Below are 22,066 nucleotides of genomic sequence, written 5' to 3'. Positions count from 1 at the left end.
GCTCGGGCGGGCTACCGACTTTGCAAATTGCACTTCAACCCGCCATTGCCTATGAGCCAGTGTTAGCGGTAGTTTTTTATTTATTCAAATAGTAATTCCACGTTATTTTTGCAATGTCTGAAATAATCTTTTCATTAATTTCCGAAGTTTCTTTGGACTCTGCAACAAATACGCTTATAAAAATTAATTGTCCATTCGGTAAAGTAATTACCCCAACATCATTAGTGGCTGCTGCAATTCCATTATTTATTCCGGAAGTCCCTGTTTTATGAGCAACAATTGTATTCTTTGGTAATTGTCCTTTTAATCGGTTACTTCCTGTTGTTGTTTCTCTCATAATTTTCCAAATAAAATCATAACTTTTTTTAGAAAGTAATTGGTTCTTATTATTATAAGTATCTATTAACAGTTTGTTCATCGCTGTTGGGGTTGCCCAATTTTGATATTGGGTATTCCAATCCTTGTGCATTTGTTCTTCGTTTGCTTTGATTGAAATATCAGTGAAATGATTAGCATTCAAGAATTTTTGAACAGAATCAGTTCCTCCGATTAATTTTAGCAAAATATCACAACCAATATTGTCGCTCTCTGATACTGTATAATTTAGTATTTGTTCAATCGTCAAAGTTGTTCCATTAGGGAATTCCTCTTTAATCGGACTCCACGTTTTAGGCAAAAGGTCTTGAGGGGTAATCTCTATTTTTTGTTCAAAAGAAAGATTCCCTTTATCTATCTCAGACAAAACGGCTAAAGCAATCGGAAATTTCATAACGCTTTGCATCGGGAAATGGAAGTCGTTATTAATCTTCAAAGTATCCTTCTCATTGCTGTTGAATATTGCTACTCCTATTCTGGCATTTTTTGCCTTTAAAACATTCTCAATTTTCAAAGTTAAGTTGTCAGTTTGAGCATTTGAATACACAATTGTAAAAAATAAACTTAACAATACTAATAATATCCTTTTTACGATTTTCATATGTCTGTACTCCTATCTGGTTAAATTACCGCTAACTTTGTTTTAGGGCGACTGCCCTGCTGCGTAACATCGTTGCTGCTCCATAACATCAAACATCGACCCACGGCGTAACGCGCTTGCTGCTTGGATGCCCGAGGCATAGACTGTACAAAAAAACAGTCATAACAAGCCATGAAAACCGCCACTGCGCCGTTACCACCGCTGCGTTCGGTCAAGGTTCTGGACCAGTTGCGTGAGCGCATACGCTACTTGCATTACAGTTTACGAACCGAACAGGCTTATGTCCACTGGGTTCGTGCCTTCATCCGTTTCCACGGTGTGCGTCACCCGGCAACCTTGGGCAGCAGCGAAGTCGAGGCATTTCTGTCCTGGCTGGCGAACGAGCGCAAGGTTTCGGTCTCCACGCATCGTCAGGCATTGGCGGCCTTGCTGTTCTTCTACGGCAAGGTGCTGTGCACGGATCTGCCCTGGCTTCAGGAGATCGGAAGACCTCGGCCGTCGCGGCGCTTGCCGGTGGTGCTGACCCCGGATGAAGTGGTTCGCATCCTCGGTTTTCTGGAAGGCGAGCATCGTTTGTTCGCCCAGCTTCTGTATGGAACGGGCATGCGGATCAGTGAGGGTTTGCAACTGCGGGTCAAGGATCTGGATTTCGATCACGGCACGATCATCGTGCGGGAGGGCAAGGGCTCCAAGGATCGGGCCTTGATGTTACCCGAGAGCTTGGCACCCAGCCTGCGCGAGCAGCTGTCGCGTGCACGGGCATGGTGGCTGAAGGACCAGGCCGAGGGCCGCAGCGGCGTTGCGCTTCCCGACGCCCTTGAGCGGAAGTATCCGCGCGCCGGGCATTCCTGGCCGTGGTTCTGGGTTTTTGCGCAGCACACGCATTCGACCGATCCACGGAGCGGTGTCGTGCGTCGCCATCACATGTATGACCAGACCTTTCAGCGCGCCTTCAAACGTGCCGTAGAACAAGCAGGCATCACGAAGCCCGCCACACCGCACACCCTCCGCCACTCGTTCGCGACGGCCTTGCTCCGCAGCGGTTACGACATTCGAACCGTGCAGGATCTGCTCGGCCATTCCGACGTCTCTACGACGATGATTTACACGCATGTGCTGAAAGTTGGCGGTGCCGGAGTGCGCTCACCGCTTGATGCGCTGCCGCCCCTCACTAGTGAGAGGTAGGGCAGCGCAAGTCAATCCTGGCGGATTCACTACCCCTGCGCGAAGGCCATCGGTGCCGCATCGAACGGCCGGTTGCGGAAAGTCCTCCCTGCGTCCGCTGATGGCCGGCAGCAGCCCGTCGTTGCCTGATGGATCCAACCCCTCCGCTGCTATAGGGGTCGTTTGCGGGAGGGGGCGAAATCCTACGCTAAGGCTTTGGCCAACGATATTCTCCGGTAAGATTGATGTGTTCCCAGGGGATAGGAGAAGTCGCTTGATATCTAGTATGACGTCTGTCGCACGTGCTTGATTGCGGCCGCGATAGCTAGATCGCGTTGCTCCTCTTCTCCATCCGCGTTCCAAGCCGCGGAAAGACACCCGTAAGCGTACGCCTGGTCGAGCAGCCGACGCGGATCGACGTCCAGCGCACGAGAGAATGCGTCCGCCATCTGTGCAATGCGTCTAGGATCGAGACAAAGGTCGTCTCTGTCAGCCGGATCGTAGAACATATTGGCGGCGCCAAAGCCCACTTCACCGACCAGACCGACTGGATCTATCACCAGCCAGCCGCGACTGGAGAACATGATATTTTCATGATGCAGATCGCCATGTAGCCCACGCAGTTCCGAGGCATTGCTCATCATTTGATCGGCTATAATCGCCGCGTGGACGTAGTCAGTTTGACGACCTGCGTTTTGATCGTCACGCGCCCGCTGAAACAAAGCTGCAAAGCGCTCCCGGATCGGGAGAAGAGCAGAAGGCAGGGGTTCCTCAGATGCGGCATACAGCTTCGCCATCAGTTCCGCTGCAATTTCGGTCGCCTGGTAGTCGCCGTGCTCGGCAACGATGTGAGAGAGCATTCGCTCCCCGGCATATTCGAGCAACATCAGATTGTTCTCACGACCGAGCAACCGGACTGCTCCCCTCCCACTGCGCCATACCAGATAGTCGGCCCCGCGCAGTTCATCAGCAATGTCTTCTATAGGTTTCAATCCTTTGACGATTGCAGGAGTCCCGTCTGGCAAAAAAACTTTCCAAACGAGGCTGGAAAAGGTGTCCGCAATGAGAACAGGTTGGGAAACGTGCCAATGAGCAGGAAAAACAGGCGGCATGAACATCAACCCCAAGTAAGAGGGTCCAATCGCAGATAGAAGGCAAGGCGTTCGCGGTCGGGGGCTTCGATCCCCAATACATTGAATAGGACAGCGAAGGCGCGCTCTGCTTCATCTGGCGCTGCCCAGTTCTCTTCGGCGTTAGCAATCATGAGTGCCAAATCGGCATAGCGATCTGCTGTTCCGAGCCGCCCAAGGTCGATCAGACCCGTACATTGAAGAGTTCTAGGGTCTACCATGAAGTTCGGCATGCAGGGATCACCATGGCAAACAACCATATCGGTGCGCTCTTGGTCGAGCCGCACCGGTAGCTCTCGTTCGACACGAGCCAAAAGATCGAGCTGCGGCGTACTCTTGTCCTCGTCAGGTAAGAAGTCGGGATTGACGGCATTGCGGGACACCACATCAACGGCGCGTCCGATCATTCGCGACAGCCTGCGCTCAAACGGACATTGATCAACCGATAGGCTGTGAACAGCCCCAAGTTGCTGCCCCATTGACGGCCACGCTTTGAGCAAATCTGCTCCAGACAGATCCGCCGCCGGTACTCCCGGAATTGCCGTTATCACTAGGCATGCGCCCTCCTGTTCCTCCTGCCAGTTGATTACCTCGGGGCAAGCCACACCTCGACCTTTGAGCCAAATGAGGCGGTCACGCTCTCCAGCGAGCTCACCGCGACGGGAAGCAGGTGCGATTTTCGCGAAGGCATGCCCGTCACCACGTCGAAAAACAAAATCACCGGATTCTCCGCCTCTGACAGGCAACCAGTCAGAATGCGATTCACCCAAAAAAATATAAGTCCGATTCAATGGAGGTTCCTTCAGTTTGCTGATGAGGCGCGGAGGTGGCTCAACCTGCGAAAAGAAAAGAGTTGCTATGCAAGGCCAAGAACATGCTTTCCATGGTCTCTGAGCTCGCCTTTGGGGCCGACGTACCGGTAGAGAGTGACGCGCTCGATGCCAAGTTCCTTGCAGAGATCGGAAACTGAAGTATCGCGCTGGGCCATGGCGGCTTGCGCGAGACGCACCTGAGCTTTGGTGAGCGCGAATTTTCGTCCGCCCTTGCGACCGCGCGCTCTCGCGGAGGCGAGACCCGCCATGGTGCGCTCTCGGATCAGATCCCGCTCGAACTCAGCCAAGGTGGCGAAGATTCCGAACACCATGCGACCGGACGCAGTCGTGGTGTCGATCTGAGCGCCCTTTTCAGTCAGAACCCGCAGGCCGATCTTGCGGTCTGACAGCTCCTTCACCGTGTTGACCAGATGGGCAAGCGATCGTCCGAGGCGATCGAGCTTCCAGACCACCAGCACATCGCCGTCACGCAATGACTTGAGGCAAGCGGTCAAACCAGGGCGATCATCACGACCGCCGGAAGCAAGATCATCATAGATATTGTCCCGTTCGACACCTGCGGCGCGCAAGGCGTCGTGCTGCAGGTCGAGAGACTGCGAGCCATCGGCTTTGGAGACGCGGGCATATCCGATCAGCATGTATCACAAACGTTCGATTATGTGACAGTGTGAGCCAGAACGTGCCGGTCGTCAAAAATTGTCACTTAACCCGTAATTCTGTCTAAGGCATACAAAGGGTGTTTATGGTTAGTAAAGTGACGGCGCAAGACAGCATCGTGCAGGGGACTTGTCGTTTTCAGAAGACGGCTGCACTGAACGTCAGAAGCCGACTGCACTATAGCAGCGGAGGGGTTGGATCCATCAGGCAACGACGGGCTGCTGCCGGCCATCAGCGGACGCAGGGAGGACTTTCCGCAACCGGCCGTTCGATGCGGCACCGATGGCCTTCGCGCAGGGGTAGTGAATCCGCCAGGATTGACTTGCGCTGCCCTACCTCTCACTAGTGAGGGGCGGCAGCGCATCAAGCGGTGAGCGCACTCCGGCACCGCCAACTTTCAGCACATGCGTGTAAATCATCGTCGTAGAGACGTCGGAATGGCCGAGCAGATCCTGCACGGTTCGAATGTCGTAACCGCTGCGGAGCAAGGCCGTCGCGAACGAGTGGCGGACCAGCGCCGCGAGCATCATATCGAACAGGGCGACGCCGCCCGAGCGCGGGACGGCCGCATCTTCTATCGGCGTAGTCTTCTCGCCACGTTGCGCGAACGCGAGGTTGCCCGCGTCGGCGCCGAGATGGCCGAGAGCAAAGGTCTGCCGTTCCGCGCAGCAGCGGATGGCGAGAGCGTCAGCGGCAAGTTCACCGGCACCGTGCAGCTATCGAGCGGCAAGTTCGCCGTGGTCGAGAAATCCCATGAGTTCACCCTTGTCCCATGGCGGCCGATCATCGACCGTCAGCTCGGCCGCGAGGTCATGGGCGTCGTGCAGGGCGGATCGGTGTCTTGGCAGTTGGGCCGGCAGAGAGGGATTGGACTCTAGGTGGTCCAACCCCGGATTGGCAGCTCGACGCATTGCGATGGAAGGGATGATCGGATAGAATCGCCATCCATCTTTTCAATGTGAGGTCAACGGCATGGGAGCCAGTATTACAGCAGACAAGTAAGCCGCAACAACAAGCATTGTTGTTGCGGCGTTCTGTAAGACCAATCCTGTTTGATTGCTGACGAGCAGACGCCGCCCGGAATCCTTATTCGAGAGGTTGATTCGTCATGACCACCACACGCCCCGCGTGGGCTTATACGTTGCCGGCAGCTCTGCTGCTGATGGCTCCCTTCGACATCCTCGCGTCACTGGCGATGGATATTTACCTTCCCGTCGTTCCGGCGATGCCCGGCATCCTGAATACGACGCCATCTACTATCCAACTCACGTTGAGCCTCTACATGGTGATGCTCGGCGTGGGCCAAGTGATCTTCGGGCCGCTTTCGGATCGCATCGGGCGACGGCCAGTCCTGCTTGCTGGCGGGGTGATTTTCGTCGTTGCGTCTCTCGGAGCAGCATGGTCGTCAACGGCCGCAGCCTTGGTCGCCTTCCGCCTGCTTCAAGCGGTCGGCGCATCGGCTGCGCTGGTGGCGACGTTCGCGACGGTTCGCGACGTGTATGCCAGCCAGCCCGAGGGCGTCGTCATCTACGGCCTTTTCAGTTCGATGCTGGCCTTCGTACCTGCTCTTGGCCCAATCGCTGGAGCACTCATCGGCGAGTTTTTCGGATGGCGGGCGATATTCGTCACGCTGGCTGCGCTTGCGTTACCCGCACTCTTGAATGCCGGTTTCAGATGGCACGAAACCCGCCCGTTGGACGGAGCAGGAACGCGCCGATCCGTTTTGCCGATCTTCGCGAGTCCGGCCTTTTGGGTTTACACGGTCGGCTTTAGCGCCGGCATGGGCACTTTCTTTGTCTTCTTCTCGACGGCCCCCCGCGTGCTCATAGGCCAAGCGGACTATTCGGAGATCGGATTCAGCTTAGCCTTCGCCACTGTCGCATTCGTCATGATCGTGACAACCCGCTTCGCGAAGTCCTTTGTCGCCAGATGGGGCATCGCGGGATGCGTGGCGCGTGGGATGGCGCTGCTCGTTTGCGGAGCGGTCCTGTTGGGGATAGGCGAACTCTACGGCTCGCCGTCATTCCTCACCTTCGTCCTACCAATGTGGGTTATGGCGGTCGGCATTGTCGTCACGGTGTCTGTTACCGCCAACGGCGCGCTTGCACAGTTCGATGACATCGCAGGATCGGCAGTCGCGTTCTACTTCTGCATTCAAAGTCTGATCGTCAGCATCGTCGGGACATTGGCGGTGACGCTGTTAAATGGCGACACCGCATGGCCCGTGATCGTCTACGCGACGACGATGGCGGTGCTGGTATCGGTGGGTCTGGCGCTACTTCGATCCCGCGACGTTCCTTCCGAGAGGTCGCCAGTCGTCTAACCGGCGATTGGTAGGACGGCTGGCACCCATGCGGCGCACCCGCCATCGCAGCCTCGTGAATGGCGGTATCCTGTCCGGCAGGATACCGCTCATTTCCCTTGTTCAGTTCGTTGCCGTCGCTGAGCATCTGAACTTTCGGCACGCGGCCAACGCGCTCGGCGTCAGTCAGTCGAGCGTCAGCGCGCGCGTTAAGGCGCTGGAAGAAAATCTTGGTGTCCTGCTGTTCGAGCGCCATGCGCGAGGCGTCCGGCTGACGGATGCAGGCAGACACTTCATGGAGCGGGTCGTGGCAGGCGTCGATCAACTCGATCACGCCGTCAAGACCGCCGGCATGACAGCGCAAGGCGAATGCGGCCGGCTACGCATCGGTGTCTATGCCCTGATTCCGGGCAGCTTCCTTGCAGAGCTGATTGGTCAGTATCGAAAGGACCATCCCAATCTCGACATCGAAATCACGGAGGGCACAGCACGCGATACTCTCACGCAGCTTCGAGCCGACCGGCTGGATATTGCGTTCGTTGCCGGCACGTCCAAACCGCCCGACTGTCATTCCCGGCGAATATGGACCGAACCCCTTTTAGCCGCTGTGTCGGCGCGGCACGCTCTTGTTGGACGCTCGGCCGCCACATGGGCTGATCTGGCAGCGGACACGTTCATCGTCAGACATGGTGGCACCGGCCCACAAGTGCATGACCATATCGTTTTACGCCTTGCCGGAACCTGGCCCGCGCCTTCGATCCTTAGATTTGATGTTGGGCGCGGCACCTTGCTGTCGATGGTGGGACAGGATTTCGGTATCACTGTCATAGGTGCGGCTTCGTCCCTCTTGCCAACATCCGGGGTGGTCTTCCTGCCGATCACCGACGAACCCGAGCCGGTCGCTTTCTCGGCGGTCTGGTCGCCTCACAATCGCAGTGTTGCGCTCCGAAATTTGCTTGGACTCGCCGACAAGATGAGCCGATCTAATTGATTCATTTGGATGTGCTCGAAATTGCGAGCACCCATCCTATTTGCCGCCGATAGTATCCGGCAGCCCTCCTGCATCATCTTTGCTATTGCCTCCCGCGCAAACGCTTATTCTCTAATCGGCTCAATCTCTCTTGCCAACTGGAGCCTGCATTGCGCGGAGGCCGAATCCTTTGGGGTCAGATCGCTGTCGTTTTCACCATCGTTCTGGTGATGACGTGGGCGGCGACGCAATGGATAGCATTCCGCCTCGGCTTCCAGCCGCAGCTTGGCAATCCGTGGTTCGAGCTGGTGGGCCTGCCGGTCTATTATCCACCGGCCTTCTTCTGGTGGTGGTTTTCGTTCGACGCCTATGCGCCCGCGATCTTCGTCGAGGGCGGCATCATCGCCGTATCGGGCGGCTTCCTCGCCATCGCTGCCGCCATCTTCATGTCGATCATCCGCGCGCGCGAAGCCCGGAACGTCGCCACCTACGGTTCGGCGCGATGGGCCGAGGACAGAGAAATCCGCGCGGCCGGATTGCTCGGCCCCGATGGCGTCCTGCTCGGCCGATACGACCGGGACTATCTGCGCCATGATGGTCCCGAGCATGTTCTATGCTTCGCCCCGACGCGCAGCGGCAAAGGCGTCGGGCTGGTGGTGCCGACGCTGCTGACATGGCCGGCATCCGCCATCGTTCACGACATAAAAGGCGAGAACTGGACGCTGACAGCGGGCTTCCGCGCGAAGCATGGCCGCGTGCTGCTGTTCGATCCGACCAACGCCAGATCGTCGGCCTACAACCCGCTGCTGGAGGTGCGGCAGGGCGAATGGGAAGTCCGCGACGTGCAGAATATCGCGGATATTCTGGTCGATCCCGAAGGCAGTCTCGACAAGCGCAATCATTGGGAAAAGACCAGCCATAGCTTGCTGGTCGGCGCGATCCTGCATGTTCTCTACGCGGAGAAGGATAAGACCTTGGCGGGCGTCGCCAACTTCCTGTCCGATCCCCGCCGCCCGGTCGAGGCGACCTTGCGCGCCATGATGGACACGCCGCATCTCGGCGAGGCGGGCCTTCATCCCGTCATCGCGTCGTCCGCCCGCGAACTGTTGAACAAATCCGAGAACGAGCGGTCGGGCGTGCTCTCCACCGCCATGTCGTTTCTCGGCCTCTACCGCGATCCCGTGGTGGCGCGGGTGACGGCGCATTGCGACTGGCGCATTGCCGATCTGGTCGGCAGCCGCCAGCCCGTCACGCTCTATCTGGTCGTGCCGCCATCCGACATTAACCGCACAAAGCCGCTAATCCGCCTGATCCTCAACCAGATTGGGAGGCGGTTGACCGAGGAATTGACCACCTCCGGCAAGCGCCATCGCCTGCTGTTGATGCTCGACGAGTTTCCGGCATTGGGCAGGTTGGATTTTTTCGAGTCCGCCTTGGCCTTCATGGCAGGCTACGGAATCAAAGGCTTCCTGATCGCGCAGAGCCTCAACCAGATCGAGCGGGCCTATGGGCCGAACAACGCGATCCTCGACAACTGCCATGTGCGCGTCAGCTTTGCCACGAATGACGAAAGGACCGCCAAAAGGGTGAGCGACGCGCTCGGCACCGCGACCGAGATGCGCGATTCCACCAACTATGCCGGCCACAGGCTCGCGCCGTGGCTCGGGCATCTCATGGTTTCACGGCAGGAGACAGCCCGGCCGCTGCTCACGCCGGGCGAAATCATGCAGCTTCCGCCTACCGATGAAATCGTCATGGTCGCGGGCACGCCGCCGATCCGCGCGACCAAGGCCCGCTATTTCGAGGACGCGCGGTTGCAGGAACGCATCCTGACCCCGCCCGATCTGGTCGCCGCTCCGCTGGCGCCCAGCCCATCCGCCGATGATTGGTCCGGCCGCGTGGTCGCGGCGGAAAGCCGTTCCGCGACGAGGGGAAACGAGGCCGAGGGCGACCCGGCCAATGCCGGCATCCGCCGCGAGCCGGAATTGCCCGAGCATGAGGAAATCGTCACGCCGACGCCATCGCCCGAACAGGAGTTCGAGTTTCTGGACGACGAGCCGGACGTTGACGCCGCCAAGGCCCGCGCCATGCGCCAGCGGGCTCTGTTGCAAAAATCGTGAAGCTTGAGCATGCTTGGCGGAGATTGGACGGACGGAACGATGACGGATTTCAAGTGGCGCCATTTCCAGGGTGATGTGATCCTGTGGGCGGTGCGCTGGTATTGTCGCTATCCGATCAGCTATCGCGACCTTGAGGAAATGCTGGCGGAACGCGGCATTTCGGTCGACCATACGACGATCTATCGCTGGGTCCAGTGCTACGCCCCGGAGATGGAGAAGCGGCTGCGCTGGTTCTGGCGGCGTGGCTTTGATCCGAGCTGGCGCCTGGATGAAACCTACGTCAAGGTGCGGGGCAAGTGGACCTACCTGTACCGGGCAGTCGACAAGCGGGGCGACACGATCGATTTCTACCTGTCGCCGACCCGCAGCGCCAAGGCAGCGAAGCGGTTCCTGGGCAAGGCCCTGCGAGGCCTGAAGCACTGGGAAAAGCCTGCCACGCTCAATACCGACAAAGCGCCGAGCTATGGTGCAGCGATCACCGAATTGAAGCGCGAAGGAAAGCTGGACCGGGAGACGGCCCACCGGCAGGTGAAGTATCTCAATAACGTGATCGAGGCCGATCACGGAAAGCTCAAGATACTGATCAAGCCGGTGCGCGGTTTCAAATCGATCCCCACGGCCTATGCCACGATCAAGGGATTCGAAGTCATGCGAGCCCTGCGCAAAGGACAGGCTCGCCCCTGGTGCCTGCAGCCCGGCATCAGGGGCGAGGTGCGCCTTGTGGAGAGAGCTTTTGGCATTGGGCCCTCGGCGCTGACGGAGGCCATGGGCATGCTCAACCACCATTTCGCAGCAGCCGCCTGATCGGCGCAGAGCGACAGCCTACCTCTGACTGCCGCCAATCTTTGCAACAGAGCCCGCCGTGCTAGTCTGCTCGGTGATGGTGGAGTGAAGCCAACCCGCAATCGGGTTATGAATCTGCATCGCGATTCGCAATCAGCTGTCTCTTGAGCATGTCGAACTCCTGCGATGTTATCTCGCCGTGCTCGTGCTGCTACACCAACTTGTCCAACTCATCCGCCACACCGCTCCCCACCACCTGCGATGGCCAGGTTGTTTGCTGGGCGCATTGGCGGAGTATCGTCTCGACCCGGGACACCCACACCGGCACAACCTTACGGGAGTGATTCACTGTCAAAGAATCGGCCCGGTGCTCTGACGCAAGTATCGGGATGGTCACCATTTGTAAGCCGTAGACCTGAGTGGTGATCAAGACTTCGATACCACCGACCGTACCGGTACTAATCGACGACGGTCGTGTTCGTCGCCTGCCGCAGGGACTCTGCACACCTCCGTTTACGCATGTGCCTGGAGGAGTTGGAAATCGTCGTGTTCGGGAAACATTAAACACAGGATGGCAGCGATCTGAGCCAGCACATGATCAGCTAGCTCACCATCCGGATCGACGGCCCACTGCATCGTCGCGCCAGCGATGACCGAGTGCAGGAGCAACTCAGCTGCCGCAGGAGCACCTGGGGGCAGTCGCTTGCGGATCCCCTCCACCACCGCGCGGTTCCGCTGGATCGCAAGCGTGCGTAGCTCCGGCACCTGGAGCTCGTACCAGGAGATGAGATAGTTCACCGAGAAGTCGTTGCGAGTGTTCATGCTCCGAACGAGCACCTGCAAAAATTCCCAGAGCCCTTGCGGCCCTGCGCCTATCGGTATCGCATTCAGGTAATGCCGCACCTGCTCGACGCCGCGCTCCATCATCCTCACCAGCAGCGTATCGCGGTTGGTGAAGCGCTGGATTAACGCTGCGCGGGAGAGCCCCACCTCCTTTGCTACTCCGCTGAGCGTGAACTCTATGGGACCGCAACGCTTCAGCACTACGGTGGCGGCCTCGAGTACCTCGTCATCGGACTTGAGCTTGGGGCGGGGCATCAGTGTTCACCTTCTGTATGGGTTGGGGCGGAGGCTGTGGCTGCCGCCGCCATTGTAGCAAATTGAAGACGGAGCGAGAGTAGAGCCACGAGCCCCGCAAACACGGCCGATACAACGAGGCCAGGGAGCGGACCAGCAAGGTCGACAAACGCGCCGGCCGCAAGCATAACCATGGGCGAGGCTGACAGCATCACCGCCGAGACCGTGCCGAGTACCCGGCCGAGAAGTTCTGGCGGCGTGCGGTTGTAGATGGCAGCGTTGAGAATGGGAGAGACTGAGCCGGTCAGCAGTCCCACGAGCGCGCCCAACAACATCAGCACCGGCACGCCTGGCAACTGTGAAAGCAGAAGCGAGCCCACCGCAGAGCCACAAAATGCCACCGCCAGCCAGTTCTGCGCTGATATCCGGGCGCCGACCGACGCATGAATGGCAATGCCAAGGAGACCACCAGCCCCCATCATTGAGGAGAACAGCCCGAGCTCTGCTACTTGGCGTCCTGCATCTACAAACAGCGCAGGCATGATGACGCTGCCGTTGGCGCCAACGATGCCCACGAAGATCATCACTATACCAAAGAGAGGGCGCAGCAGGGGTTCGCTCCAGAGAAAAGCGACGCCGGCGCGCATGGAGAGAGTCGCCGTCGTGGTCATCGTCCGAGCGGCACGCGCGGGAAGCACCCACGCGCCGAGCAGACCTGCAAGGACGGAGCAGAACGCCGTCAGCCCGAGCGTTGGCGCAGCGCCAAGCAGGCCGATTGCGGCCCCCCCAAGGGCCGGGCCACCTAGAATCGCGACGTTCCCGATCACCGCTTTCAGTGACGAGACGCGCTCAACGGAGAGCCCGGCGACGTGGCCGAGTTTGGGCAGCTCACTGTCCTGCGCGGCCATACCGGGTGCGTCGAACGCGGCACCGAGCACCACGCAAGCGATCAGCCCAGTGTTCGAGAGGGCGCCAACGGCATCGAGCAGTGGGATGCTCGCCATGGCCACGCCGCCCACCACACCCGAGATCAATGCGACGGGCGCGCGCCCGAACCGATCGACGAGGCCACCACCAACCCACGCGCCGATGATGGTCGCGATGACGCTGCTAGCGGCCGTGGCGCCCGCCCAGGCCGCGCTCTTTGTATGAGACAGGACGAACCATGGAAGCGCGAGGGCCGCCACCGCGTTGCCGATCCGGAAGAGAAAGGTCGCCGCGAACAGCGTCGCGAGCGGGCTATATCGACGTTCGCTCATTCCGCTGCGGCGAGCTGCGCCTTCGCCGCAGCGAGGTACTCTTCGTTACCCGAGTCGAGGGCGAAGAGTGCGTAGGTGACCGCCCCGAACGCAAGGCGCTCCGCGATGTGGTGGGCGAGCCGCGGCCACACCCGGCCACCGGCCGCTTCATACGTGAGGAGGAGCTTCGCGAGCCCCTCTTCACCAAAGACCATAAGGTGCGCGGCCATGTCGATGGCAGGGTCATCAACGCGGGCCTCGCTCCAGTCGATCATCCCGCTGACGCGCTCCGTGTTGTCGATGAGCACATGGCCCACGTAGAGATCGCCATGCACCACCACGGAGAAATCTGGCCACGACGAATCGTCGTCGAGCCAGCGCTGCCACCGGTGGAGGCGCTTGTCGTTCACCACGAACTCGCGTCGGACGCGGTCAACGTCGTCGGCCACCTTCTGACGGGCCTGCGTCGGTGTACGGATGAGCATCCCCGCATCCACGGCGGCGGAAATGGGGACGGCATGCAGGGCGGCGAGCGCGGTCGCGAAGCTCTCCGCGAAGACCTCCGAGTCCTGCGGCACGACCCAGTCGGGCGTGGACGAACCAGGCTGGATGACCATCGCAGTCGAGTCTTCGAGCATGGGATAGGCAACGAGCTCGGCGTTGGCCACGCGCCAGTCCGGCACCGCGAACGGCAGGCGATTCTTGAGCATTGCCAGCACCCGCGCCTCTGGTTCGACCTTCGCGCTTACCTCGGCTCGGCGCGGGATGCGCAGCACCCACCGACGTCCATCGTCGACGGTGGCGATCACGATCCTATAGTCGAGCCCAAGCTCATTGACAGTCAGCGGGCCATGGAGCTTGAGCCCATGTCGGGCTGCAAGTGCGTACAGTTGGAAGGTATCGGCGGTCGTGACTACGGTCATGATTCACTCCTGAGGGCTTGACGGGTTTAGCCACCTAAATATAACAGTCACGTCGGTTATATTCAATCCTCATGCGAATCGGGGTACGACCCACAGCCCCCTCAGTACAGGTCCATCGTCACACCCGAGATCGTTGGGGTCCAGCTCCCAGTGGTTCGGAGCAACGGGCGGCAGGGCAATGATCCGAAAATTACCCCTTCCTTTGCGTCACCACAGCTTGCACCAACTGACCCTGAATTAAAAAATTGAAAAACTAACTTTTGGGTGTTGACTTAAAGCAAACCAAGCATATGCTAACCAATAGTTAGCAAATTGGGGTTCTAGGGATTTTCCGTCCAAATGCGACATTCAGACTGCTAAGTGATTGATTTATTGTGACTGGCTATGTGAAGCGCCAAAAAAGTAATACCCCTCTGGAGGCCGCGGACGGCGTGGCCTCCAGAGCACTTTGTCGTTTTTGGACGGAAAATCCCTAGAACCCCGTATTGGGGCCGATGGCGTCATCTCAATCCTGTAACCACAAGCTGAGCAATACCGCCATAGCCAGAACTGCGAATCGCTTGCAGTACAAGGGCTTGGCATACTAAGGGGCATGACTCAGCGCCCCGACATCAACCAACTCTCTGCCGGTCAGCTCCGTGCTCTCGCTACGGAACTGTTTGATCGTGTTGATAACAAAGAGCGGGCTCTGGTGCACCGTGATGCGGTCATCGAGAAGCTGACCCACGAAGTGGCCATTCTCAAGCGCCATAAGTACGCCCGGCGTAGCGAGCAGCTGGACGCGGTTCAGGGAAAACTGCTGGACGAACTGATCGACAGCGACCTGGCCTCCATCGAGGTCGAACTGGAACAGGCGATGACCGAGGAGCAGAAAGCCGCTCGGCCAAAGCAGCAACCCAAACGCACACCGCTGCCACCGGAACTGCCCCGCACCCTGATCCACCACGAGCCAGAAAATACTCAATGCCAGTGTGGCTGCCAGCTCAAGCGCATTGGCGAAGACGTCAGCGAGAAGCTGGATTATGTCCCGGGTGAGTTCACCGTTGAACGTCACATCCGGGGCAAATGGGCCTGCGACAGCTGCGAGACGTTGATCCAGGCACCGGTGCCACCGCAGGTGATCGACAAAGGCATCCCCACCGCTGGCCTGCTGGCCCAGGTGCTGGTGGCCAAGTATGCCGACCATCTGCCGCTGTACCGTCAGGAACGCATGTTCGGCCGTGCCGGCCTGGAAATCCCGCGCTCCACCCTGGCCGAATGGGTGGGTGCCTGTGGTGTGCAGTTGCAGCCGCTGGTGGATGCGTTGAGAAATACTCTGCTGGAACACAGTGTTCTGCATGCCGATGAAACCCCGGTCAGCATGCTGGCCCCGGGCAAGAAGAAAACCCACAAGGCCTACGTCTGGGCCTACTGCACCACACCGTTTGCCGACCTGAAGGCAGCTATTTACGACTTCGCACCCAGCCGTGCAGGCGAACACGCCCGAACCTTCCTGGGTGACTGGCGGGGCAAGCTGGTCTGTGATGATTACGCTGGCTACAAGGCCGGGTTCGGCAACGGCATTACCGAAATCGGCTGTATGGCCCACGCCCGGCGCAAGTTCTATGACCTGCACGAGGCCAACAAGAGCGAATTGGCGGCCAAGGCCTTGGAATACATCGGTGGACTCTACGAGATCGAGCGGGAAACCAAAGATCTGCCACCGGATATGCGGCGGGAAATCCGGCAAACCAAAGCCAAACCCCTTGCCGATGCGCTGCATCAGTGGATGCTGGCCCATCGCCAGAAAGTGCCGGATGGCTCCGGCACGGCCAAAGCCCTGGATTACAGCCTCAAACGTTGGGAAGCGCTGACGCGCTACCTGGACGATGGCGCTGTGCCCATCGACAACAACTGGGTGGAAAACCAGATCCGACCCTGGGCGCTGGGGCGCAGCAATTGGCTGTTTGCGGGTTCACTGCGCAGTGGTCAACGTGCGGCTGCGGTCATGACCCTAATACAGTCAGCGAAGCTGAATCGGCATGATCCCTATGCCTACCTGAAGGATGTGCTGACTCGCCTGCCGACACAGAAGAACAACGCCATCGACGAGCTATTGCCCCACAACTGGAAACCGGCCATACCTAACAAGGTGTAGGCCGGACGTGTATGGAGAGCCTTCTTCGAAAGCTGGACAAGGTGCCAACTCTAGACGGCAGGATATGCCCTGGGAGATCGATGAGAGAAAGAGGAGGCCATAAGTAGAAAATTTCCCAAGCGACTGGTGGCTCGCTAGGCATACGTGTCGTGTTACTCCTAAGTTATTAGACACACTAGATTTTCCGGGCTTTGCTGGGCTGCGGGTGTCGCAGGTGTATGCCGCACGGAGATCGCAGTTAAACCTGATACTAGGCCGGCTCATGCACTAGCCGGATGTCGATTTCTCTGTCGACATACTTCCACTCCACCGAGGCCCGGAGTTCGGCCAAAAGCCTGTTAAAGCCCGGCTCATCAGACGGGGAATATTCGAACCACGTCAAGAAGTCGAAGGGTTCGCTCTCGCCCAGGTCCCGACAATGGTGGAGACGACGGGCCACAGCAGGGAGATATTGGAGCCCAATGTGAATGTGACGGGACTGCTCCTCAAAAATCTTCCGGCGTTCGTCTTGAGCCAGTCCCCACCATGAGGGGTTTTTCCGGATAGGGATCAGGGCGGCACAGGTGGCCTCTGCTCGACCCAAACTTGGCTGCTTCGCCACGAGACGATCCTTCTCTTCACGCACGACATAACGCTCGTTACTCGTTATCCCGCGAAGAAGCCATTTGGTGCCCAAAGGCTGCGGCGAAACAGAGCCAGCGGCTACGTCGAGCCGGGGGATTCCAGGGAGAGGGGCTCCCGCCACGGCATCCATCCGAACAACGCGCCAAACACCCGTTTCTCCACCAGCGAACGTAAATAATCGTGTATTCATCAGTTTCCTCTCAGGCCTTTCGCCTATTTCTCAGCCAACGCAAAACCGGCATTGCCCGGCGCAACCACTGAAACAAATATAAAAGGTTCGGGGCCAGAGTTCATTGCACCATGTACCTGCCCAGGTTTTGCGATCGCAATATCTCCAGCTTTAAGATGAGTGACTATGCCGTTACCTTGATGATATTCGGCTTCACCTGAGATAACCGTCCAAGTATCTTGGCCGTGAGGATGTACATGGGAAGCTATTTCCTGCCCAGGGTGGGCGTGCCAAACAACGACGACAGAGTCATTGGTTTCCAGAACAACCGAACGAATCGGTTCGCCGTTAGACGGACGAACATATTCATCCACCGAAAAAATCCGCGATTCAGTTTCTGCTCTCATGTTCACACCCATTTAAAACTGATTGGACACGTACTCTAAACGCAACTGCGCCTGGACAGCACATGAAGATATGTACCTAAGCGCCCTTCGGGAAAACTATGCTCTGGCGCACAGAGACCGTCAATACTCCGTCGTGGGTAGGCATGACATAACGGGAGGAGACGGGCGACGCTTTGGTCATATGTACATGAGAAGGTGGCTCGCCCGCTCGGCAGGGTTGTTGTCGATGGGCAGGTGTCCCCCTTTCGATGTAGCGGATCAGCTTTAACCAGTTGCTCGCAAGGCAATTGATTGCTTGCCCAAGGCACTTTGACGACGTGACCTGGGGAGGGGTTTTGTCCAGCCTAGCTTTCAGTTGCTCCAGGAAAGCCTGGCTTTGCGACTGGCGCGTCTGGTATCGCTGGGCATCGCCCGCCTCTTCCATGTCGCGCTCGATGCCGTAGAGCTTGTTGATAAGAGTCAGTGCCATCTCCGCTCGGCCGATCTTGCCCTTGGATTGAGTTTTCTGATGAACTTGCGCCGCGCATGCCCAGCAACCTATACGCTCGACGCCTTTCTGCCTCCAGGAGGCGCTGCGGCACCTCCTGGGTACGGCTAGCGGTGTAATTGAACAGGATGACCGGAAGATTTGGTGGGCCACCGCGATCTCCTCAGTAGCTATAGCCAAACAGGTTGGGTATGAGAAGTTCAAGGGGGGGCGAGCAAAGCCCCCGTTCCAATTGATTCTCTATTCCACACAAATGGCGATATAAGCCGGCGGGTGATGACGACCCTGGAAGCTCTGGCATCGAGAGTGGATGTCTACTCCATCGACGAGGCGTTTCTGGATCTGACCGGAATCGACCGGGTGGTAAGCTTCGAGCCTTTTGGTCGGCAGGCGATTTGGCTCAAGGTGGAATCACCGGACGGTTACGCTACTATCGTTCTTTGTTGGCTTTATCGGTAACCGAACGTCGATGTGTTCAGTGATGGCTGTTGAAGAGCTGATCATTCAGAAGCGTTATGAGATCTTTAAGAGCTTCGTGAAAATCGTTATTTGGGTGTTTGGCGTAACGGTTTTATTTGAGTTGTTCGGTTTTATCTCACCTGCCCGTAACGAGAACTATGCCTTCCGACCAGAAGCAATGATAGGTGGAATCATTTTTGGTATGGGGGCGGTAATCAATGGAGGCTGCTCCATGAACACGCTGATCCAATTTTGCCGTGGTCGTTTTGCTTTGATCTTTTCGTTTTTAGGTTTTTCCCTAGGCGTCGTTGCTGCTGGCTATGCCTCTTCATTTCAGCCCAATCTTCAAGCTGTGAAAATAAAACCCTTTGATGGTTTTTCAATACTTCAACTATGGATCTTTGCCGTGTTATTCGTGGCTTGGGGAATCTATGAATTTTATTCCTTGTGTAAAGGAGCTTCCGCCAGCACATGGAAGAGGCGTTTTAAGAGTGAGCATTATGACAAGAGTTTATCAGCCGCAATTCTAGGCATTTGCAACGGCATATTGGTTGTGCTCGTTGGTATATGGGTCTATTCCAACCTTATTATCATGGGCCTACTCTACCTAATGTTCGATCAAGAAGGCATGAGCCTTGGTATCTACTACAAACTAAGTGTGTTTTTATTCGTCGCCATGCTCTTGGGCATCCTTATTTCTGCGAAAACAAGTCATACCTTTAACTTAGATTTTGAAGTAAAAGCTAATTACCTATTCGGTGGTTTTCTGATGGGCGTTGGCGCGGTGTTTGTTCCCGGAGGCAATGACGTAGTATTGCTAAATAGTATTCCCACTTTGTCCCTTCAAGCGGTGCCCAGTTACGTTTCAATGCTCTTAGGTATGGCTTTGCTTATTATTCTCAAACGCAATTTTCAGAAGACCTAAATCTCAATTAAACCGAACCGATTGGAAATGAGGATTATCGACTTTCGCTTCCATTATCTTGACTTCATCCAGTACCACTAAACGCTCGGCATCACCTACCTCGACTTTTATGCACTCTTCCCTCTCGTTATTCAGTGAGGTATCTTTCGCGCTGCAATGAATTATCTCACCAGATTTGAGTGTCAATATAATCGGATATTGATAGGTACAGGCTATTTCAATATAGTCATAGTCGTTACATGAAATCATCAGTTTTTCCTCACTAGAAACGGCTATTGCTTACGGTACTGTTTCGGCGTCATACCGACGTATTTTCCAAACGTTTTAGTAAATGCTCGCTCTGATTCATACCCGATACTTAGCGCGATATCATCGACCATCAGGCTCGTATTCTTGAGCATTTCCTTCGCTCGTTGAATTCTCAACTGCGATAAATAAGTAAAAACCGTTTGGCCGACCAGATCTCTGAATTGTTTTGCAAAGGCGGCTCTAGACATACCAATCTGGCTTGCTAGATCCTCGATAGTCCAAGGCTCACTCGGTGATTCATGCATGAGTTTTAGTGCTTTGGATATACGCTTGTCATTCAGTGCCATTAGGAAAGAGTTTTGTTCTTGGCGACCAAAATTAATTCTTATCAGCTCAACCAGTACAACTTCAGTTAGTTTGTTGACGATAATCTCCGTGCCCGGATTCTGTGCCATATATTCTGCACTAAGTTGGTCAAAGGTGCTTTTTAACCAAGGGTGTTGATGCAGCTCCTCCTCTCTAACAATGGTCGTTTGAGGGAAGATTGTTTTGAGTGGCGTTAATGTCTCGTCCTCAAAACTGCAATATCCACATAGCAAAAGAGTATTCTCACCTGCAGTAGATATGTCACCGTAGGGCGACTCGCTCGTTAATATATGATCGAGTCCAGGCCCTAAAAATATCAAGTCACCAGGACCAAGCTGCTCTACTTTGTCACCAATAATCGCCCAGCAATACCCACGTCGAACCATATGAAAGCCAGCCGTCTCGGTCTCTTTAAATTCCTTAGTCCAAGGTGCCTCCACTTGGCTACAAAAGTAGACACTACCGCTGACGCGTAATGATTTAAGAATATCACTGAGAATTTCCATTCATACCTTCCTATCACCATTAACCTATACCTGAATCCGTGACTTCAACGAGCTGAACTCACGCCCAAAGCCTGCAATAACAAGGCTTAGAGCGATATAATAGCATCTGACACCCATTCACCCAGTTAGTGCTTTCGGCTCATGCGTACCTTCACTCTCCAGCAATCCCGAACCGAAGTCTATACACCCAATGGCGGGCTGGCCTTGGTCGGTCATTGCCTGAACCGGCATACATCGCTCACCAAAACCGCCCGCACCGTCGTCAAGCGGCACGGTATTCCGAACATTGAACTGATCCGGACCTATCTTGGCCTGATCACGCTGGGCAAGAGTGACTTCGAGGCGGCCGAGCCGGTTCGAACGGACCCATTTTTCAAGTCTGCCCTGGGCATCAAGCAATCGCCATCGTCGGCCCGGTTGCGCCAGCGATTTGATGAAGACGCTCAAGGCCTGACACCCCTGCTGGACGATGCCAGCGTCGAGTTTCTTCAGTCCGTCGAAGCTCCGGTGTCACCTCTGGCGATGGGCCACGTTGCGCTGGATATGGATGTCTTTCCCATGGACAACAGCCAGACCCGCAAAGAGGGTGTCAGCTACACCTACAAGGGTTATGACGGCTATGCGCCGATGGCCGCCTACCTGGGGCAGGAAGGCTGGTGCCTGGGTTGCGAGCTGCGCCCTGGCAGCCAGCACGCCAACAAGGGATTTCTCGACACCCTCAAACGAGTGTTACCCCGGGCTCGATCACTGACGGATAAGCCCATTTTGTTGCGCCTGGACAGCGCACACGATGCCCGTGCCAATAGCGATTTCCTGCGCGAGCAGGACCAGGTCGACTTCCTGATCAAGTGGAACCCTCGTAAAGAGGATCCGCTCGTCTGGGCGGACAAGGCCCAGGCCCGGAAAGCCTGGTCACTGGAGCGCGACGGCAAAATGGAAGCGGTTCTGTCGGAAGCGATTCCGGACGAGCCCGGTCTGCGTCGCATCGTGAAGGTCACCGTTCGTACCAGCGATGCCGAAGGCCAGCTGTATCTCGAACCGGAAGTCAGCCTCGAAGGCTGGGTGACCTCGTTGCCGGCCGAAGTAGCCGACGAGCAACACATCATGGCGCTGTACAGCGATCACGCCACCAGTGAGCAGTTCCACAGCGAGTTCAAGACCGACCTGGACCTGGAACGACTTCCGTCCGGGAAATTCGACACCAACAACCTGGTCATGGCCTTCGCGACGATGGGTTACAACGTGTTGCGCTGGATGGGTCTGCGACTGACCGGCCCGGATGCACCGGTTCGCCACCCGGCCAAGCGTCGCCGCCTGAGAACCGTGATGCAGGAAATCATGACCATGGCCTGCCGCCTGGTGCACAGTGGCCGGCAGTGGATCCTGCGATTTGGCCGGCACTGCCCAGGCTTTGCGGTTTACCTCGATCTTTATCGGGGCCTTGCTTCCGCCGGATAGGCCAACTCAACCACTGGCAAAAAGCAATCCTCCCGGAATCCTCTGCCGGGACAGCCCGCTATTGCCTAAACACTGCATGCTGGTTATTTATCAACCAATCTCGGGC

At 56.9% G+C, this 22,066-nt stretch carries 20 protein-coding genes and 4 pseudogenes; 11 read left to right on the top strand and 13 right to left on the bottom strand.

What is annotated here, in order from left to right; genetic code table 11:
- Nucleotides 1-76: 76 nt before the first annotated feature.
- Nucleotides 77-976, bottom strand: coding sequence for an inhibitor-resistant extended-spectrum class A beta-lactamase VEB-1 (locus R7P64_RS15130; protein ID WP_000706731.1), 900 nt, complete (start codon nucleotides 974-976; stop codon nucleotides 77-79).
- Nucleotides 977-1,147: 171 nt separating this feature from the next.
- Here R7P64_RS15130 and intI1 point away from each other — a divergent pair, with 171 nt between their 5' ends.
- Nucleotides 1,148-2,161 (top strand): class 1 integron integrase IntI1, encoded by a 1,014-nt coding sequence (gene intI1, locus R7P64_RS15125; protein WP_000845048.1) that lies wholly within the window; start codon nucleotides 1,148-1,150, stop codon nucleotides 2,159-2,161.
- A gap of 260 nt (nucleotides 2,162-2,421) precedes the next feature.
- Here the strand turns inward: intI1 and R7P64_RS15120 are convergent, their stop codons facing one another.
- The 4 genes and pseudogenes from R7P64_RS15120 to R7P64_RS15105 form a co-directional block, all read right to left on the bottom strand.
- The gene (locus R7P64_RS15120; RefSeq protein ID WP_000480959.1) at nucleotides 2,422-3,258 is read right to left on the bottom strand and encodes an APH(6)-I family aminoglycoside O-phosphotransferase; all 837 of its coding nucleotides are present in this window, start codon (nucleotides 3,256-3,258) and stop codon (nucleotides 2,422-2,424) included.
- On the bottom strand, nucleotides 3,258-4,061 hold the full coding sequence (aph(3'')-Ib, locus tag R7P64_RS15115) for an aminoglycoside O-phosphotransferase APH(3'')-Ib (RefSeq protein WP_025464697.1): 804 nt from the start codon (nucleotides 4,059-4,061) through the stop codon (nucleotides 3,258-3,260). Before aph(3'')-Ib ends, R7P64_RS15120 begins: the two co-directional genes overlap by 1 nt.
- Before the next feature lie 65 nt (nucleotides 4,062-4,126).
- Nucleotides 4,127-4,741, bottom strand: coding sequence for a recombinase family protein (locus R7P64_RS15110; RefSeq protein WP_099593669.1), 615 nt, complete (start codon nucleotides 4,739-4,741; stop codon nucleotides 4,127-4,129).
- Between the two features lie 351 nt (nucleotides 4,742-5,092).
- Nucleotides 5,093-5,272: pseudogene (locus R7P64_RS15105) on the bottom strand (tyrosine-type recombinase/integrase); the annotation flags it as partial.
- Between R7P64_RS15105 and R7P64_RS15100 the strand changes: the two are divergent.
- From R7P64_RS15100 to R7P64_RS15075, 6 genes and pseudogenes are all read left to right on the top strand, one after another.
- Nucleotides 5,189-5,638: pseudogene (locus R7P64_RS15100) on the top strand (DUF3363 domain-containing protein); the annotation flags it as partial. The pseudogenes R7P64_RS15105 and R7P64_RS15100 overlap by 84 nt on opposite strands.
- A gap of 230 nt (nucleotides 5,639-5,868) precedes the next feature.
- Nucleotides 5,869-7,083 carry a chloramphenicol/florfenicol efflux MFS transporter FloR gene (gene floR, locus R7P64_RS15095; protein WP_106761485.1) on the top strand — a complete coding sequence of 405 codons (1,215 nt, stop codon included), beginning with the start codon at nucleotides 5,869-5,871 and terminating at the stop codon, nucleotides 7,081-7,083.
- A 28-nt stretch (nucleotides 7,084-7,111) separates the two neighbouring features.
- Nucleotides 7,112-7,411 (top strand): annotated as a pseudogene (locus tag R7P64_RS15090) (LysR family transcriptional regulator); the annotation flags it as partial.
- Between the two features lie 3 nt (nucleotides 7,412-7,414).
- Nucleotides 7,415-8,053, top strand: coding sequence for a LysR family substrate-binding domain-containing protein (locus tag R7P64_RS15085; protein WP_258236883.1), 639 nt, complete (start codon nucleotides 7,415-7,417; stop codon nucleotides 8,051-8,053).
- A gap of 149 nt (nucleotides 8,054-8,202) precedes the next feature.
- Entirely contained in the window at nucleotides 8,203-10,152 is a 1,950-nt protein-coding gene (locus R7P64_RS15080) for a conjugal transfer protein TraG (protein ID WP_106761483.1), read from the top strand.
- Between the two features lie 39 nt (nucleotides 10,153-10,191).
- Nucleotides 10,192-10,956, top strand: coding sequence for an IS6-like element IS6100 family transposase (locus R7P64_RS15075; RefSeq protein WP_001389365.1), 765 nt, complete (start codon nucleotides 10,192-10,194; stop codon nucleotides 10,954-10,956).
- Nucleotides 10,957-11,448: 492 nt separating this feature from the next.
- On the opposite strand, the gene mphR(A) is transcribed toward R7P64_RS15075, so the two are convergent.
- The 3 genes from mphR(A) to R7P64_RS15060 are packed head-to-tail and all read right to left on the bottom strand — an operon-like array spanning nucleotide 11,449 to nucleotide 14,173.
- Nucleotides 11,449-12,033 carry a macrolide-binding transcriptional repressor MphR(A) gene (gene mphR(A), locus R7P64_RS15070; RefSeq protein WP_001137892.1) on the bottom strand — a complete coding sequence of 195 codons (585 nt, stop codon included), beginning with the start codon at nucleotides 12,031-12,033 and terminating at the stop codon, nucleotides 11,449-11,451.
- Nucleotides 12,033-13,271, bottom strand: a complete 1,239-nt coding sequence (mrx(A), locus tag R7P64_RS15065) for a macrolide resistance MFS transporter Mrx(A) (protein ID WP_000004159.1) — start codon at nucleotides 13,269-13,271, stop codon at nucleotides 12,033-12,035. Before mrx(A) ends, mphR(A) begins: the two co-directional genes overlap by 1 nt.
- Nucleotides 13,268-14,173 (bottom strand): Mph(A) family macrolide 2'-phosphotransferase, encoded by a 906-nt coding sequence (locus R7P64_RS15060; RefSeq protein ID WP_000219387.1) that lies wholly within the window; start codon nucleotides 14,171-14,173, stop codon nucleotides 13,268-13,270. Before R7P64_RS15060 ends, mrx(A) begins: the two co-directional genes overlap by 4 nt.
- 592 nt (nucleotides 14,174-14,765) lie before the next feature.
- On the opposite strand from R7P64_RS15060, the gene tnpC reads away from it, so the two are divergent.
- Nucleotides 14,766-16,310 carry an IS66 family transposase gene (gene tnpC, locus R7P64_RS15055; RefSeq protein WP_008175578.1) on the top strand — a complete coding sequence of 515 codons (1,545 nt, stop codon included), beginning with the start codon at nucleotides 14,766-14,768 and terminating at the stop codon, nucleotides 16,308-16,310.
- A 250-nt stretch (nucleotides 16,311-16,560) separates the two neighbouring features.
- Here tnpC and R7P64_RS15050 read toward each other — a convergent pair whose 3' ends face one another.
- The 3 genes and pseudogenes from R7P64_RS15050 to R7P64_RS15040 all read right to left on the bottom strand — a co-directional run.
- Nucleotides 16,561-17,124 carry a chlorite dismutase family protein gene (locus R7P64_RS15050; RefSeq protein ID WP_001097412.1) on the bottom strand — a complete coding sequence of 188 codons (564 nt, stop codon included), beginning with the start codon at nucleotides 17,122-17,124 and terminating at the stop codon, nucleotides 16,561-16,563.
- Between the two features lie 23 nt (nucleotides 17,125-17,147).
- The gene (locus R7P64_RS15045) at nucleotides 17,148-17,510 is read right to left on the bottom strand and encodes a cupin domain-containing protein (protein ID WP_001201003.1); all 363 of its coding nucleotides are present in this window, start codon (nucleotides 17,508-17,510) and stop codon (nucleotides 17,148-17,150) included.
- A 201-nt stretch (nucleotides 17,511-17,711) separates the two neighbouring features.
- Nucleotides 17,712-18,148: pseudogene (locus R7P64_RS15040) on the bottom strand (IS66 family transposase); the annotation flags it as partial.
- An 80-nt stretch (nucleotides 18,149-18,228) separates the two neighbouring features.
- On the opposite strand from R7P64_RS15040, the gene R7P64_RS24850 reads away from it, so the two are divergent.
- Nucleotides 18,229-18,456: a hypothetical protein gene (locus R7P64_RS24850; RefSeq protein ID WP_411912966.1), complete on the top strand. Its 228-nt coding sequence runs from the start codon at nucleotides 18,229-18,231 to the stop codon at nucleotides 18,454-18,456.
- Between the two features lie 10 nt (nucleotides 18,457-18,466).
- Nucleotides 18,467-19,381, top strand: coding sequence for a YeeE/YedE thiosulfate transporter family protein (locus R7P64_RS15035; protein ID WP_284143226.1), 915 nt, complete (start codon nucleotides 18,467-18,469; stop codon nucleotides 19,379-19,381).
- Nucleotides 19,382-19,384: 3 nt separating this feature from the next.
- Here R7P64_RS15035 and R7P64_RS15030 read toward each other — a convergent pair whose 3' ends face one another.
- Together R7P64_RS15030 and R7P64_RS15025 are read right to left on the bottom strand one after the other, a co-directional pair.
- Entirely contained in the window at nucleotides 19,385-19,630 is a 246-nt protein-coding gene (locus R7P64_RS15030) for a Rho-binding antiterminator (protein ID WP_213899616.1), read from the bottom strand.
- 23 nt (nucleotides 19,631-19,653) lie between these two features.
- Nucleotides 19,654-20,502 (bottom strand): AraC family transcriptional regulator, encoded by an 849-nt coding sequence (locus tag R7P64_RS15025; protein WP_213899617.1) that lies wholly within the window; start codon nucleotides 20,500-20,502, stop codon nucleotides 19,654-19,656.
- Nucleotides 20,503-20,643: 141 nt separating this feature from the next.
- Between R7P64_RS15025 and R7P64_RS15020 the strand changes: the two genes are divergently transcribed.
- Nucleotides 20,644-21,960: an IS1380 family transposase gene (locus tag R7P64_RS15020; RefSeq protein ID WP_213899618.1), complete on the top strand. Its 1,317-nt coding sequence runs from the start codon at nucleotides 20,644-20,646 to the stop codon at nucleotides 21,958-21,960.
- Nucleotides 21,961-22,066 lie beyond the last annotated feature (106 nt).

This window comes from Vibrio sp. 2304 (genome assembly GCF_033339475.1).
Taxonomy (GTDB): domain Bacteria; phylum Pseudomonadota; class Gammaproteobacteria; order Enterobacterales; family Vibrionaceae; genus Vibrio; species Vibrio alginolyticus.
The sequence above is the reverse complement of the archived record's forward strand: the minus strand, read 5'-3'. Positions and strand labels throughout refer to the sequence as shown.

Bases quoted from the DNA above. Each gene is read 5' to 3' on its own strand.
- R7P64_RS15085 (WP_258236883.1), top strand. From the start codon at position 7,415: ATGACAGCGCAAGGCGAATGCGGCCGGCTACGCATCGGTGTCTATGCC.
- R7P64_RS15110 (WP_099593669.1), bottom strand. From the start codon at position 4,741: ATGCTGATCGGATATGCCCGCGTCTCCAAAGCCGATGGCTCGCAGTCT.
- R7P64_RS15050 (WP_001097412.1), bottom strand. From the start codon at position 17,124: ATGAATACACGATTATTTACGTTCGCTGGTGGAGAAACGGGTGTTTGG.
- R7P64_RS15060 (WP_000219387.1), bottom strand. From the start codon at position 14,173: ATGACCGTAGTCACGACCGCCGATACCTTCCAACTGTACGCACTTGCA.
- R7P64_RS15120 (WP_000480959.1), bottom strand. From the start codon at position 3,258: ATGTTCATGCCGCCTGTTTTTCCTGCTCATTGGCACGTTTCCCAACCT.
- R7P64_RS15020 (WP_213899618.1), top strand. From the start codon at position 20,644: ATGCGTACCTTCACTCTCCAGCAATCCCGAACCGAAGTCTATACACCC.
- R7P64_RS15025 (WP_213899617.1), bottom strand. From the start codon at position 20,502: ATGGAAATTCTCAGTGATATTCTTAAATCATTACGCGTCAGCGGTAGT.
- R7P64_RS15045 (WP_001201003.1), bottom strand. From the start codon at position 17,510: ATGAGAGCAGAAACTGAATCGCGGATTTTTTCGGTGGATGAATATGTT.
- intI1 (WP_000845048.1), top strand. From the start codon at position 1,148: ATGAAAACCGCCACTGCGCCGTTACCACCGCTGCGTTCGGTCAAGGTT.
- floR (WP_106761485.1), top strand. From the start codon at position 5,869: ATGACCACCACACGCCCCGCGTGGGCTTATACGTTGCCGGCAGCTCTG.
- tnpC (WP_008175578.1), top strand. From the start codon at position 14,766: ATGACTCAGCGCCCCGACATCAACCAACTCTCTGCCGGTCAGCTCCGT.
- R7P64_RS15130 (WP_000706731.1), bottom strand. From the start codon at position 976: ATGAAAATCGTAAAAAGGATATTATTAGTATTGTTAAGTTTATTTTTT.
- R7P64_RS15030 (WP_213899616.1), bottom strand. From the start codon at position 19,630: ATGATTTCATGTAACGACTATGACTATATTGAAATAGCCTGTACCTAT.
- R7P64_RS15035 (WP_284143226.1), top strand. From the start codon at position 18,467: ATGTGTTCAGTGATGGCTGTTGAAGAGCTGATCATTCAGAAGCGTTAT.
- R7P64_RS15075 (WP_001389365.1), top strand. From the start codon at position 10,192: ATGACGGATTTCAAGTGGCGCCATTTCCAGGGTGATGTGATCCTGTGG.